The sequence below is a fragment of the Novosphingobium sp. genome, assembly GCF_965214355.1.
Taxonomy (GTDB): domain Bacteria; phylum Pseudomonadota; class Alphaproteobacteria; order Sphingomonadales; family Sphingomonadaceae; genus Novosphingobium.
This window is the reverse complement of the sequence record NZ_CBDCBI010000002.1, coordinates 3,509,019-3,521,852: the sequence shown is the minus strand read 5'-3', so window position 1 is coordinate 3,521,852 and position 12,834 is coordinate 3,509,019. Positions and strand designations below refer to the sequence as shown.

Sequence of the window (12,834 nt, the reverse complement as noted above, 5' to 3'; positions counted from 1 at the left end):
CGGAAATCGTGCGAAGGATGTGAGTGCGCTGCATAACGCTCACCCTACGGATTTGTTCCGATTCTGCTACCCGGGGGCGGTTCCGTTCGCCGTGTCGGTCCAACCGTTCGTCCCGTCGGGGGATAAATCCGGCAAACCATTGCGTGAAAATGACGCACTGCAACAAAAAGCGCGCCCGAACCGAAGTCCGGACGCGCTCCGTGTAATACAAACTATAATCAGGCGCTATAGTACATGTCGAATTCGACCGCCGACGGCGTCGTTTCCCAACGCGACACTTCAGGCCATTTCATCTCGATGTAGGCTTCGATCTGGTCTTGCGTGAACACGCCGCCTTCGAGCAGGAACGCGTGATCGGCCTTCAGGCAATCCAGCGCTTCACGCAACGATGCACAAACCGTGGGGACATGCGCCAGTTCTTCGGGCGGCAGGTCGTACAGGTTCTTGTCCATCGCCTCGCCGGGATGGATCTTGTTGCGGATGCCGTCGAGCCCGGCCATCAGCATCGCCGAATAGCACAAGTACGGATTGGCCATCGCGTCGGGGAAGCGGAATTCCACGCGCTTGGCCTTGGCACCCGCGCCATAGGGGATACGGCACGAGGCCGAACGGTTGCGCGCCGAATAGGCAAGCAGCACCGGCGCTTCGAAACCGGGAACCAGCCGCTTGTAGCTGTTGGTCGTCGGGTTGGTAAACGCGTTCAGCGCCTTGGCATGCTTGACCACACCGCCGATGAAATACAGGCACATATCCGACAGGCCGGCATAGCCGTTGCCGGCGAACAGCGGCTTGCCACCGTCCCAGATCGACATATGCGTGTGCATGCCCGATCCGTTGTCGTCCTTGATCGGCTTGGGCATGAATGTCGCGGTCTTGCCATAGGCATGCGCGACCTGGTGCACGACGTACTTGTAGATCTGCATGCGGTCGGCGGTCTGCACCAGCGTGCCGAAGGTCAGGCCCAGCTCGTGCTGCGCAGCCGCGACTTCGTGGTGATGCTTGTCGCAGGGCAGGCCCATGTCGAGCATCGTGCGCACCATTTCGCCACGGATGTCGACCAGGCTGTCGACCGGCGCGACCGGGAAATAGCCGCCCTTGACGCGCGGGCGATGGCCCATGTTGCCGGCATCATACGTCATGTTGGTGTTGGTCGGCAGCTCGATATCGTCGATCTTGAAGCCGTTGCCGTCATAGCCGTCGTAGAATTTCACATCGTCGAACACGAAGAATTCGGCTTCGGGCCCGACATAGATGGTGTCGCCGATGCCGGTCGTCTTCAGGTACGCCTCGGCGCGCTTGGCGGTCGAGCGCGGATCGCGCGCGTACAGTTCGCCGGTCGCAGGCTCGACCACATCGCAGTTGATGATCAGCATCGGCGCGGCCGAAAACGGATCGATCCAGGTTTCGCTGAGGTCGGGCTTGAGGATCATGTCCGATTCGTTGATCGCCTTCCACCCTTCGATCGACGATCCGTCGAACATCAGGCCGCTTTCCAGCTCATCCTCGCCCAGGATCGAGGCGACCATCGTCAGATGCTGCCACTTGCCTTTGGGATCGGTGAAGCGCAGATCGACCCATTCGATCTCTTCGTCCTTGATCCGGGCGATAATGTCCTTCGCAGTTGCCATTGCTGGTCCTTCTGTTGGCGCCCCTTGTGCAGGAGCTGGATGGGAATTGTGGTCGTGCGGGGGCGGCAAGCGCGCCCGGGTGCAATTCAGATCGCGTCGTCGTCGCGTTCGCCGGTGCGGATGCGCAGCGCGCTTTCGACGGGAATGACGAAGATCTTGCCGTCGCCGATCCGGCCGGTCTGCGCGGCATTGGCAATGGCCTCGACCACGCGATCGACCAGCGCGTCGGCCACGACGACCTCAAGCTTAACCTTGGGCAGGAAATCGACGACATATTCGGCGCCGCGGTACAGTTCGGTGTGGCCCTTCTGCCGGCCGAAACCCTTGGCCTCGGTAACGGTGATGCCCGACGCGCCGACTTCGTGCAGCGCTTCCTTCACTTCGTCCAGCTTGAAGGGCTTGATGATCGCTTCGACCTTCTTCACTCGATCTGAACCCCTGATACCTCGCGCGGAAAACCGGCGTCACCGTTGCTGCGCCCCACGATTTCTCAGAATCGTGATGACGCCCAACGATATGTTCCTAGGCCATCCCCGGGCTTCGCGAAAGCCGCAAAATGTGGTGAAGCGGGCAATATTACAAAGGTTCGATGGCCTTTAGCATTGCGCAAATTGCGTGAAACTTTGCGATATGTGCGCAAATTTTGCGCAACCGCTGCTCAAATATTGGGCACTCGTCGGTTATTCCGGCCAGCTTTCATCCTGCCAATCGCGCGCGGCATGTATCAGCCGCAAAATGGAAACGGTCCGCTCGTCATCGGTCAAGGCATATGTGATGATGTAGGGCAAGCGCCGCACCAATTTCTCAAAGGTGCCGGCAACCCTACCCGGATGCCCTGTGGCAAAGTCGCCCAGCGCAGCGCCGCTCGCTTCGATTGCATCTGCAACCCGATCGGCCGCATCGGGATCGGCAGTCGCGATATGATGCAAGATGTCGTGAAAATCGGTGGTCGCTGTGTCCGACCAGATTACACGTCTCACCGGCCTGCGTTTTTCGTCTCGCGAACCTCTGCGATGATCGCACGTGCTCGGGCCATCACTACATCATGCGGCGTGGTGCGACCGGCGGCGACATCAGCAAGTCCCCGCTGGATACCCTCGATTATCTCCAACTCGCGCTCGACATACGCCGAAAGCGCCTTTGCCGTAAGATAGGACCGGCTGCGCTGGGTTCCGGCGGAAAGCCTGTCGAGCTTTTCGGTCAGATCTGTTGGCACACTTACAGATAGAGTGGTGCTTGACGGGTTGGCGGACATGTTCAGAGCCTTTGTGACATGCAATCCCGTGTAACATAGCTTGGTTGATTGCACTATGCGGCGCGGGCAAATCTGAGTGTCTCGTTTCGCTGGAAAGCCGTTTTATTGCTACCGCATATCCATCATCATCGGTGCAGTCCATGTCAGACGTAAGGCGGGCAGTTCCGTCCCGTCGGGCTCTGCGTAAAAATCTCGCAGCCGGTCTCGGTAATCCCGATCGAATGTTCGAACTGCGCCGATAGCGAACGATCGCGTGTCACCGCCGTCCACCCGTCCTCGAGGATTTTCACCCCCGGCTTGCCCAGGTTGATCATCGGCTCGATCGTGAACATCATCCCCGGACGCAGTTCGGGGCCGGTGCCGGCGCGCGCGGCATGCACCACGTCGGGCTCGTCATGGAACAGCCGGCCGACGCCATGGCCGCAGAAATCGCGCACCACGCCGTACCGCTGGCGCTCGGCGTGCAGCTGGATCGCGGCGCCGACATCGCCCATCCGCGCGCCGGGCTTTGCCGCCTCGATCCCGATCATCAGGCATTCGTACGTTACTTCGACCAGCCGCCGCGCCTTCAGCGGCACATCGCCGACCAGAAACATCCGGCTGGTATCGCCGTGCCAGCCATCGAGCAGCGGGGTGACATCGATGTTGACGATATCGCCGTCGCGCAGCGTGCGCTCCGACGGAATGCCGTGGCACACGACATGGTTGATCGAAATGCAGCACGAATGGCTGTACCCGCGATAGCCCAGCGTCGCCGGCAGCGCGCCGCCCGCCAGCGTCATCTCGCGCACCACATCATCCAGCGAGGCGGTCGTCGCGCCCGGCACGGCCAGCGGCGCCAGCGCGTCGAGGATTTCGGCAGCCAGTCGCCCGGCCTTGCGCATGCCCGCAAACCCGGCTTCGCCATGCAGCTTGATCGTGCCGTCGCGCGGCTGCAGCTCGGTTTCGTCGGCGATGATATAGTTGGTCATGCCGACAATATAGCGAGGGGGGGGCGGATTGGCGAGAGGGGGCGCACTTTTCCGCTCGCCCGGACGTTTTTTGCTCGTAACACCGGCATGGCTGCGGCAAGACTCCAACGATGAACGACAGAACAGCATTGATCCAGCCTGATCGCGGTCAGCAGGCGATTGCCATCCACCTTACCGACAAGGCCGCTTTGCCTGCGCTGCTGCGCCCGCTGACCGATGGGCAGCGCGCAGTGATCACCGCGCACAAGTTCGAGGGTACCCCGGGCGAAGTGGTGATCGTGCCCGATGGTGCGGGGTGGTTCGCGCTGGCCGGTATCGATACGATCGACACCTGGAGCCTGGCGCGGCTGGCCGAAATGCTGCCGGGCGGCAATTACCGCGTCGCCAATCCGGCCTCGCGCATCGGCGCGGCGCTGGTCGGCTGGATCTGCGCGCAATATCGCTTCGACCGGTACAAGGCAGAAGGCCCGCGCACCGATCCGCGTGTGCTGTTGACGCAGGAGGTCAAGGCGATCGCGCCCGCCATCGCCGAGGCGAGCGCGATCGCGCTGGTGCGCGACCTGGTTAACACCCCGGCCGAAGACATGGGCCCGGCGCAGCTGGAACTGGAGGCGCGCGCGCTGGTGAAAACCTATGGCGCCGAAATCCATGTCGTTGCGGGCGATGCGCTCGAACGCGATTATCCGATGGTCCACGCGGTCGGCCGCGCTGCGGCGCGCCATCATGCGCCGCGCCTGATCGAGCTGACCTGGGGCGATGCGAAGCATCCGCGCGTGGGCATAGTCGGCAAAGGCGTGTGCTTCGACAGCGGCGGGCTCGATATGAAGCCCAGTGCGGGCATGGCGCTGATGAAAAAGGATATGGGCGGCGCGGCGCATGCGCTGGCACTGGCGCGGCTGGTGATGGAGCAGGCGCTGCCGGTGCGGCTGCATCTGCTGATCCCGGCGGTGGAAAATGCCATATCGGGCAATGCGATGCGCCCGGGCGATGTGTTGCGATCGCGCCAGGGGCTGACGATCGAGATCACCAACACCGATGCCGAAGGGCGGCTGGTGCTGGGCGATGCGCTGACGCGGGCGTGCGAAACGCCGCCTGCATTGCTGATCGATTTTGCCACGTTGACCGGCGCGGCACGTGTGGCGCTGGGGCCCGATCTGCCCGCGATGTTTGCGCGTGACGATGCCACCGCGGTTGCGCTGGCGGACGCAGGCATGAAAACCGACGATCCGGTGTGGCGCCTGCCGCTGCATGAAGGGTATCGCGAATACCTGAAATCCGATGTCGCCGACATGGTCAACAGCGCGGCCACCGGCTTTGCCGGCGCGAGCGTTGCGGCGTTGTTCCTCGACCGGTTTGTAGCGGCCGGCATCGACTGGGTCCATTTCGACACATTCGCCTGGCGCCCGGCAGCAAAGCCCGGTCGTCCCAAAGGCGGCGAAGCACTTGGCCTGCGCGCCGCGTGGGGCCTGCTGGTGTCGCGTTTCGGTGACAACACGGGCGCATGACGGGCCGACGGCTTGAACGCATGCGGCAATTCGCCTAGGCGCCCTGCTCACTGTTTGCGTAGGAACCCCGATCTTTGTGCGCCGATTTGCCGCCTGTTGAACCCTCCGCGCTGACCGGTCGCGATTTTACGCTGACGCATGTGTCGGACAAGGGGGACCCGCTGCATCGTCCGGTGCGGGGAGATCTGGCGCATATCCGCTGTGCCGGGCGCATTTTCGTGCCGCATTACGCGGTGCCGATGCCGCACCGGGTGACTGCCGATGCGACGCCGCTGATCCGCAGCGTGCGGGGCGAACCGGTGGTGCTGGGCACGTTTGCCGTTGAAACGCTGTTCAATGTGCTCGATCTGGCGGGCGATTGGGCATGGGGCCAGATCGGCGAAGACGGGCTGGTCGGGTATATCCGCACGACAGAACTGGCGATCGCATGACCACGCAGGTTTTCATCGATGGCGCGGCAGGCACCACCGGGCTTGAAATCGCGGCGCGGTTGTCGGGGCGCAGCGAATTTTCGCTGATCGTGCTGGATGACGACCGGCGCAAGGATGCCGGCGCGCGGGCCGAGGCGCTGAACGACGCCGATGTCGTGATCCTGTGCCTGCCCGACGAGGCCGCGATCGAGGCGGTGGCGCTGATCGCCAACGACCGTACGCGCGTGATCGACGCCTCGACCGCGCACCGTGTTGCGCCGGGCTGGACGTATGGTTTTCCCGAACTGGTCGGGCGCGATGTGGTTGCCGGGGCCAAACGGATCACCAATCCGGGGTGTTATCCCACCGGTTTCCTGGGGCTGCTGGCGCCGCTGGTGCGCGCGGGGCTGTTGCCGGTGGCCTGGCCTTATACGTGCAATGCAGTTTCGGGGTATTCGGGCGGCGGCAAGGCGCTGATCGAACGCTTTGCGCGCGAGCCGGGGATTGCCTGGCGCGGTTATGCGCTCGAATTCGGGCACAAGCATGTGCCCGAAATGCAGGCTTATGCGCATCTTGCGATCGCGCCGCTGTTTGCGCCGGCGGTCGTCGCGGCCTATCGCGGGATGGTCGTGGAAATTCCGCTGCCGCTGTCGATCATTCCCGGCGCACCCGATCCGGCAATGCTGCGCGACGCGTTGCGGGCGTTCTACGCCGGATCGCCGGTCGTCAGCGTGGCCGACGAAGTGCCCGCCGAGATCCTGCTACGCGAACATGCGGCGGCATGGGACGGCCTGCGCCTGCATGTGATCGCCAGCCAGGACGGCGCACAAGCGCGCCTTGTCGCCGAACTCGACAACCTGGGCAAGGGCGCCAGCGGCGCTGCCGTGCAAAGCCTGAACCTGATCAGCAACCTGCCCGAAACCGCCGGCCTGGTCCTCTAACTTCCCCCCTCCCCTTCAGGGGAGGGGCCGGGGGAGGGGCCTCTCCCCACTCGCCAAGGCCAATTGTCAGTGACACTGCGAGCATTGGGATGAGCATCGCAATGGCGCCTTTTATTGCGCTGTCAGCGGCGTCCCGCTTGACCGAATGATCCTCTCTCATGCTCCAATTTTCCTCTCCACTTCAAGGAAGGCTGAGCACTAGGGGATCTCGGCCATATTCCACGCTTGGGGCCACCAACGGCGTTGGCGAGTGGGCAGAGGCCCCACCCCAGCCCCTCCCCTGAAGGGGAGGGGCTTAAGGCGTGACTGCCAACGGCGGCTTCTCCGCCCCCGGCAGCGTCGCACCCATTGCGCGCGCCAGCGTCGGCGCGATCGCGCGCATATCGATTTCGCCCAGGTCCCGCGCCTTGGCGATGCCGGGGCCCGACATCATGAAGGTCGAGCGCATTTCGGGCGCGGCGGGGAAATAGCCGTGCATGCCTTTGTACTCGCCGGCAGGAAGCGTCAGCGGCAGCCCGGCCGCAAGGAACGGCGCGGCGGCAGTACCGATCTTCAGATTGACGTAGAACGCCGCGCGCGGGTTGCCGCCCATCGCGGCAATCGCCGGTTCGGCAATCACGCGGTCGATATGCGCGGCGGGATTACCCGCCAGCCGTTCGAGCAGCGCACCGACTTTGGCGCGCAACGCGGCGTCCTGCGGATGCGCCAGCACGATCGCAAACGATCCGCCGGTCGCCCAGGGCATCGCTTCCCAGCCGCTGATCTTGCCGCCGGCATTGACCGTCACCAGCCCGGCATCGATGAACGGGCGATAGAGATTGATCGCGCTGTCGATCGGCGCAAACCCGTGATCGCTGACGACGGCGATATCTGCATCGGGGTGAAACTGCCGCTCGATTGCGATCACATCGCCGACCAGGCCGTCAATTGCCTCCAGCGTCTGGTGCGCCTCGGGCGAGCCCGGCCCGGTCTGGTGTTGCACGTGATCGAGCGCGGTCAGATATACCGTCAGGAACCCGGGCTGGTGATGGCGGATCAGCGACTGGGCAAAGCCGGCGCGCAATTTGTCGCCAGCAAGAGTCTCGTCCTTGCCGTCGGCATAGCCTTCGCGGCGCGCGGCCTCCATTTCGGCGACCAGCCCGGGCGTCGCCAGTGCGCGCACCAGCTTGCGATCATCAGGGTGCCCGGTGCGCCAGATCTGCGGCAGGTTCCAGGTGACGTGCGTTGCGCCGACCGACACCGGCCAATGCACGTTACCGGTGGTCAGCCGCGCACGAAACGCTGCATCCCATAGTGTTTCGGCCTTGTTGTCCTCGGCATACCAGTACCAGCCGCCGTCGTTGATGTTCATCGGGTCGAACGTGGTGTTGGCGACGATGCCGTGCTTTGCCGGCGATACCCCGGTGATCAGCGTGGTGTGGCTGGGATAGGTCAGGGTGGGCAACACGCCGACGACGCCGCGCGCATAGCTGCCCTGCGTCAGGAACGCTGTCAGGTTGGGCAGCTTCATCCCGCGCTGTTGCGCCTCGATCACATCGGCAGGGCGCAACCCGTCGATCGAGATCAGCAGCAGCGGCCGCGCGACAGCGGGCTGAACCGCGACCAGCGCAAACAGGGGGGCGATCAAAGACCAGATGCGCTGCGCCAACATGATTCTCTCCCGGTCATTCGATCCGGCGCGATGCATCCCGCAAAAACGCCCGCCTGCCAAGGGGCAGGCGGGCGTTTTGTACACGCAAAAGCGGCGCGCTCAGTCTTCGGGCGCGATCGTCACTTTCAGGCCGTCGGTCGCATCGGTGATCGGCAGCTGGCACGACAGGCGCGACGTGGCGTTGCGATATTCCGAGCTGTCGAGCAGGTCGTTTTCGTCCTCGCTGACCGGCGCCAGCTTGTCGGCAAAGGCCGGATCGACATAGACGTGACACGTCGCACACGAACAGCAGCCGCCGCACAGCGCCAGCAATTCGTCGAAGCCATTGTCGCGGATCGCTTCCATAACGGTGGTCCCGGTGGAGGCATCGATGGTTTTTTCTTCACCGGCACGGTTGACGACAGTCAGCTTTGGCATGATCGATCTCCGATGTGCGAAACGCGCGCACGTGTCCTTCTTTGCGCCGGGCTGCTATCGCCCATCACGCAATTTGGCAAGCCTGCGCAATCAACAAGGACGCCTGTGCGCGTGATACCGGAGAGAAATGCATGGGCCTGACCGTCGAACAGATCCGCGACGGGCTCGATCATGTCGGCCGCGCCAGTCCCGCGCTGGCGCAGGCGGTCGAGCGCGTGGGCTATCCCGAGCCGCGCATCCGCGTGCGTGGCTGGCATACGCTGTTGCGCACCATTGTGGGCCAGCAGGTCAGCGTGGCGGCAGCGGCATCGGTCTGGGCCAAGCTGGAGGCCCTGCTGGGCGAGGGGATGGACCCGGCCGATCTGCTGGCAGCCCCGTTCGACGATCTGCGCGCCTGCGGCCTGTCACGCCAGAAGCAGGGCTATGCGCGCTCGCTGTGCGAACTGGTGGGCGAGGGCGCAATCGATTTCCACGGGCTGCCTGCCGACGACGAGCAGGCGATCGAACTGCTGACCCGGATCAAGGGCATCGGTCGCTGGTCGGCGGAAATCTACCTGCTGTTTGCCGAAGGCCGCCCGGATATCTGGCCGGCGGGCGACCTGGCAGTGCAGGCGGGGCTGGGCAAATTGCTGGCGCTGGAGGCACGACCCGACGAGCGCCTGACGCGCGAACTGGCCGAAGCGTGGCGTCCGCATCGCGGCGCGGTCGCGATCTTCACCTGGCATTGTTACAACAATCCGGCGTTGTAGGTTTAGCGGATCACCACGACGTCGACCCGGCGACATCGGCAATCGACCACCACTGCCCGGCGGACATCCCTGCGTCAAAATTTCAATTCAATCTTGTTCGCCAATTACTAGTCATTCCCGCGGACGCGGGAATCCAGGCTAACCCCAACACCGTGACGTCAGCGTGTTGCGCCCACTCTGGATTCCCGCGTCCGCGGGAATGACGATTGTGATGTATGACTTGCAGCGACGATCAACGTTTTACACAAACCCGTCGATCGCGGTCGCCAGCGCCACATCGCGTTTCGACAACCCGCCCGCGTCATGCGTGGTCAGGCGGATTTCCACCCGGTTGTAGACATTGAACCACTCGGGGTGGTGATCCGCCTTTTCGGCGACGATCGCCACGCGTGCCATGAATCCGAAGGCCTGCGCGAAATCGGTGAACACCAGCTTGCGCTCGATCGCCAGGCCGTCGCCGGCCAGCGTCCAATCGGGCAGGGTGGCCAGCGCGGCGTCGCGTTCGGTTGGCGTCAGTTGGGCAATTGCCATGGCATCTCTCCTTTGTGCGGGTGTTCTTGTTAGCCTTGTGCATTTCCCCTATCGGCTGGGCGGATGCAACCGTGCCGCCTGATCGCCGAGGATATTGCGTGTCGCCGGGGCGACCGGTTGTTGTTGCGCGGGCTGGGTTTCGATCTGAAAACAGGCTGTGCGCTGCATCTGGCAGGGCCCAACGGTATCGGCAAATCGAGCCTGTTGCGGATATTGGCGGGGCTGATGCGTGCCTATGCCGGGGTGGTTACCGCAACGGGCGCGATTGCATTGTCGGATGAGCGGCTGTCGCTCGATGCGCATCGGCCGTTGGGCGCAGCGCTGGATTTCTGGCGGAGGATCGATGGCCTGGCCGCATTGCCGGCCGATTTCGGGCTGGACGGCCTGGCCGATGTGCCGGTGCGGTACCTGTCGACCGGGCAGCGCAAACGTGCAGGCCTGGCGTGTGTGGCGGCAAGCGGCGCGGCGATCTGGTTGCTCGACGAGCCCTTGAACGGTCTCGACACCCATTGGGCCGATGTCGCGCAAAGTGCCATTGCGGCCCATTGCGCGCGTGGGGGCATTGCGGTGATCGCCTCGCACCAGGCGCTCGATGTGCCACGGCTGCAACGCCTGTCGCTGCTGGACTTTGTGCCGTGACGCGCACGCTACGCCAACTCTGGCTCATTTTTGCGCGCGATTGCGCGCTGTTGCTGGGCGGGTCGCGCGGGCGCGGCGGGGCCACGTTGCCGTTGTTGTTCTTTCTGGCAGTGGCGATGCTGTATCCGTTTGCGGTCGGGCCCGATGCGCGGTTGCTGGCGCGCACGGGCGCCGGGGTGATCTGGGTCGCGGCGCTGCTCGCGGCGATCCTGCCGCTCGATCGCCTGGTCGAGCCCGATGTCGAAAGCGGGTTTTTCGATCAGTGGGCCTTGCGCGGCCTGTCCGAGGAAGCGGTGATGTTGGTGCGGATCGTGGCGCACTGGCTGTGTTTCGGGATGCCGCTGATGGCGGCCACGCCGATTGCGGCGGGGTGGCTGTCGCTCGATGGCGGGCAGTTGCTGCGGCTGGAAATCGGCTTGCTGGCGGGCACGCCGGGGCTGGCCGCAATCGGCGTGATGATCGCGGCGATCACGGCGGGCCTTCGCGCCGGTGCGGCGCTGGGCGGGCTGTTGCTGATCCCGCTGGCGGTGCCATTGCTGATCTTCGGCGCGGGCTCGTCGGCGCCGGGCGGGGCGGACGGGCTGGCGCTGCTGGCGGCGGCCAGTCTGGTCGCGGTGGCGATTGCGCCCTTTGCAGCGGGCGCAGCCATTCGGGCGGCACGCGAATAGACGCGCTTTCGGGGATGTTTCACTTTTTGCGTTGCCGTTGCTGCGGGTAATTCCTACCTGAAAGGCATGACAGTGACATCCACGCTTCCTGATACGCTTTCGCTGATCGGCAACACGCCGCTGGTCCTGCTCAAGGGGCCGAGCGAGGCCGCCGGGGCGGAAATCTATGGCAAGTGTGAATTTGCCAACCCCGGTGCCTCGGTCAAGGACCGTGCCGCGCTGTGGATCGTGCGCGATGCGGTGGAGCGCGGCACGCTGAAGCCGGGCGGGACGATCGTCGAGGGCACGGCGGGCAACACCGGGATCGGACTGGCGCTGGTGGCCAATGCGCTGGGCTATCGCACGGTGATCGTGATGCCCGAAACGCAATCGCGCGAAAAGATGGACACGTTGCGGGCGCTGCGGGCGGAACTGGTGCTGGTGCCCGCTGCGCCGTTTTCGAACCCCGGGCATTTCGTCCACACCAGCCGGCGCATTGCCGAAGAGACCGAAGGCGCGATCTGGGCCAACCAGTTCGACAACATCGCCAACCGCCGCGCACATGTCGAAAGCACCGCCCCCGAAATCTGGGCGCAGATGGATGGCCGCATCGACGGGTTTACGTGCGCTGCGGGAACCGGCGGGACAATCGCCGGCACGGGCCTGGGCCTCAAAGCCTTCGACGACACAATCACCATCGCGCTGACCGACCCGCATGGCGCCGCGCTGTACAGCTATTACGCGTGCGGCGAACTGCATGCCGAAGGCTCGTCGGTCGCCGAAGGCATCGGGCAGGGCCGGATCACCGCCAATCTCGAAGGCGCGCCGATCGACACGCAGTTCCGCATTTCGGACGAGGAAGGGCTGGTCTGGGTCGAGCGCCTGCTGGCCGAAGAGGGCCTGTGCCTTGGCCTGTCGAGCGGGATCAATGTCGCAGGTGCCATTGCGCTGGCCAAGCGGCTGGGGCCGGGCAGCCGGGTCGCAACGATCCTGTGCGATACGGGCTTTCGCTATCTGTCGAGCCTGTACAATGCGCAGTGGCTGCGCGCCAAAGGTTTGCCGGTCTTCCCCTGGCTCGTCACTTAGAGTAATCTCCGTCACAATGGCGCTGTTTGGAAAGACATCGGGAAGGTTGCTGCGGATCCGCAGGCGTTCCGCACTGGCCGGCGATCCGGCAGATGGACATGCGACCATGCCCCAACACCTGGCCCATCCCGGATCGCGCGATTTGCGATCGCAGGCAGTGCACCGGCTGCAGGTCGGGATGTTCGGCCTGGCCGCGATGCTGTTGCTGGTCAGCCTGGCCAGCGTGATCATGCAGCGGATCCAGACCGTCGATCGCAGTGCAATCGCCTCCACACCGGCGGCATCGGCCAGTGCCTTGCCCGCCAACGACCCGCTGGCCGATATCGGTGTCGCGCCCGAAGTTCCGGTCGACGGCAATGCCGCGGCGCACAAACAGGGTAAACCCGTCAGCGCGCACTGAGCGC

Annotated in this window: 16 protein-coding genes; 8 read left to right on the top strand and 8 right to left on the bottom strand. The window is 64.4% G+C overall.

Annotation, left to right across the window (positions count from 1 at the left end; translation table 11 throughout):
- Positions 1–218: 218 nt before the first annotated feature.
- From glnA to map, 5 genes are all read right to left on the bottom strand, one after another.
- Positions 219–1,628 (bottom strand): type I glutamate--ammonia ligase, encoded by a 1,410-nt coding sequence (gene glnA, locus ACOOE2_RS16215; RefSeq protein WP_420384029.1) that lies wholly within the window; start codon positions 1,626–1,628, stop codon positions 219–221.
- 86 nt (positions 1,629–1,714) lie between these two features.
- Positions 1,715–2,053, bottom strand: a complete 339-nt coding sequence (locus ACOOE2_RS16210; RefSeq protein ID WP_420384028.1) for a P-II family nitrogen regulator — start codon at positions 2,051–2,053, stop codon at positions 1,715–1,717.
- A gap of 255 nt (positions 2,054–2,308) precedes the next feature.
- Complete coding sequence (locus ACOOE2_RS16205) at positions 2,309–2,608, bottom strand: type II toxin-antitoxin system RelE/ParE family toxin (protein ID WP_420384027.1); 300 nt, start codon at positions 2,606–2,608, stop codon at positions 2,309–2,311.
- Positions 2,605–2,883 carry a CopG family ribbon-helix-helix protein gene (locus tag ACOOE2_RS16200; protein ID WP_420384026.1) on the bottom strand — a complete coding sequence of 93 codons (279 nt, stop codon included), beginning with the start codon at positions 2,881–2,883 and terminating at the stop codon, positions 2,605–2,607. Before ACOOE2_RS16200 ends, ACOOE2_RS16205 begins: the two co-directional genes overlap by 4 nt.
- A 143-nt stretch (positions 2,884–3,026) precedes the next feature.
- Positions 3,027–3,854: a type I methionyl aminopeptidase gene (gene map / locus ACOOE2_RS16195; RefSeq protein WP_420384025.1), complete on the bottom strand. Its 828-nt coding sequence runs from the start codon at positions 3,852–3,854 to the stop codon at positions 3,027–3,029.
- A gap of 110 nt (positions 3,855–3,964) precedes the next feature.
- On the opposite strand from map, the gene ACOOE2_RS16190 reads away from it, so the two are divergent.
- The 3 genes from ACOOE2_RS16190 to argC all read left to right on the top strand — a co-directional run bounded on the left by ACOOE2_RS16190 (position 3,965) and on the right by argC (position 6,710).
- Positions 3,965–5,359 (top strand): leucyl aminopeptidase family protein, encoded by a 1,395-nt coding sequence (locus ACOOE2_RS16190; RefSeq protein ID WP_420384024.1) that lies wholly within the window; start codon positions 3,965–3,967, stop codon positions 5,357–5,359.
- Positions 5,360–5,445: 86 nt separating this feature from the next.
- Positions 5,446–5,790: an SH3 domain-containing protein gene (locus ACOOE2_RS16185; RefSeq protein ID WP_420384023.1), complete on the top strand. Its 345-nt coding sequence runs from the start codon at positions 5,446–5,448 to the stop codon at positions 5,788–5,790.
- A complete protein-coding gene (argC, locus tag ACOOE2_RS16180; protein ID WP_420384022.1) occupies positions 5,787–6,710 on the top strand; it encodes an N-acetyl-gamma-glutamyl-phosphate reductase in 924 nt (307 codons plus the stop codon). The genes ACOOE2_RS16185 and argC overlap by 4 nt, the downstream gene beginning before the upstream one ends.
- Before the next feature lie 295 nt (positions 6,711–7,005).
- Here argC and ACOOE2_RS16175 read toward each other — a convergent pair whose 3' ends face one another.
- Both ACOOE2_RS16175 and ACOOE2_RS16170 read right to left on the bottom strand, forming a co-directional pair.
- Positions 7,006–8,361, bottom strand: coding sequence for an alkaline phosphatase family protein (locus ACOOE2_RS16175; RefSeq protein WP_420384021.1), 1,356 nt, complete (start codon positions 8,359–8,361; stop codon positions 7,006–7,008).
- 99 nt (positions 8,362–8,460) lie between these two features.
- Positions 8,461–8,778, bottom strand: a complete 318-nt coding sequence (locus tag ACOOE2_RS16170; protein ID WP_420384020.1) for a 2Fe-2S iron-sulfur cluster-binding protein — start codon at positions 8,776–8,778, stop codon at positions 8,461–8,463.
- Positions 8,779–8,909: 131 nt separating this feature from the next.
- Between ACOOE2_RS16170 and ACOOE2_RS16165 the strand changes: the two genes are divergently transcribed.
- Positions 8,910–9,527 (top strand): DNA-3-methyladenine glycosylase family protein, encoded by a 618-nt coding sequence (locus tag ACOOE2_RS16165; protein WP_420384019.1) that lies wholly within the window; start codon positions 8,910–8,912, stop codon positions 9,525–9,527.
- A gap of 240 nt (positions 9,528–9,767) precedes the next feature.
- On the opposite strand, the gene ACOOE2_RS16160 is transcribed toward ACOOE2_RS16165, so the two are convergent.
- On the bottom strand, positions 9,768–10,058 hold the full coding sequence (locus tag ACOOE2_RS16160; RefSeq protein WP_420384018.1) for a 4a-hydroxytetrahydrobiopterin dehydratase: 291 nt from the start codon (positions 10,056–10,058) through the stop codon (positions 9,768–9,770).
- Between the two features lie 63 nt (positions 10,059–10,121).
- Here ACOOE2_RS16160 and ccmA point away from each other — a divergent pair, with 63 nt between their 5' ends.
- The 4 genes from ccmA (at position 10,122) to ACOOE2_RS16140 (ending at position 12,830) form a co-directional block, all read left to right on the top strand.
- Entirely contained in the window at positions 10,122–10,697 is a 576-nt protein-coding gene (gene ccmA, locus ACOOE2_RS16155; protein ID WP_420384017.1) for a heme ABC exporter ATP-binding protein CcmA, read from the top strand.
- On the top strand, positions 10,694–11,365 hold the full coding sequence (gene ccmB / locus ACOOE2_RS16150) for a heme exporter protein CcmB (protein WP_420384016.1): 672 nt from the start codon (positions 10,694–10,696) through the stop codon (positions 11,363–11,365). The genes ccmA and ccmB overlap by 4 nt, the downstream gene beginning before the upstream one ends.
- Positions 11,366–11,437: 72 nt before the next feature.
- A complete protein-coding gene (locus ACOOE2_RS16145; protein ID WP_420384015.1) occupies positions 11,438–12,430 on the top strand; it encodes a cysteine synthase A in 993 nt (330 codons plus the stop codon).
- A 106-nt stretch (positions 12,431–12,536) separates the two neighbouring features.
- Entirely contained in the window at positions 12,537–12,830 is a 294-nt protein-coding gene (locus ACOOE2_RS16140; RefSeq protein WP_420384014.1) for a hypothetical protein, read from the top strand.
- The last annotated feature ends 4 nt before the right edge of the window (positions 12,831–12,834 follow it).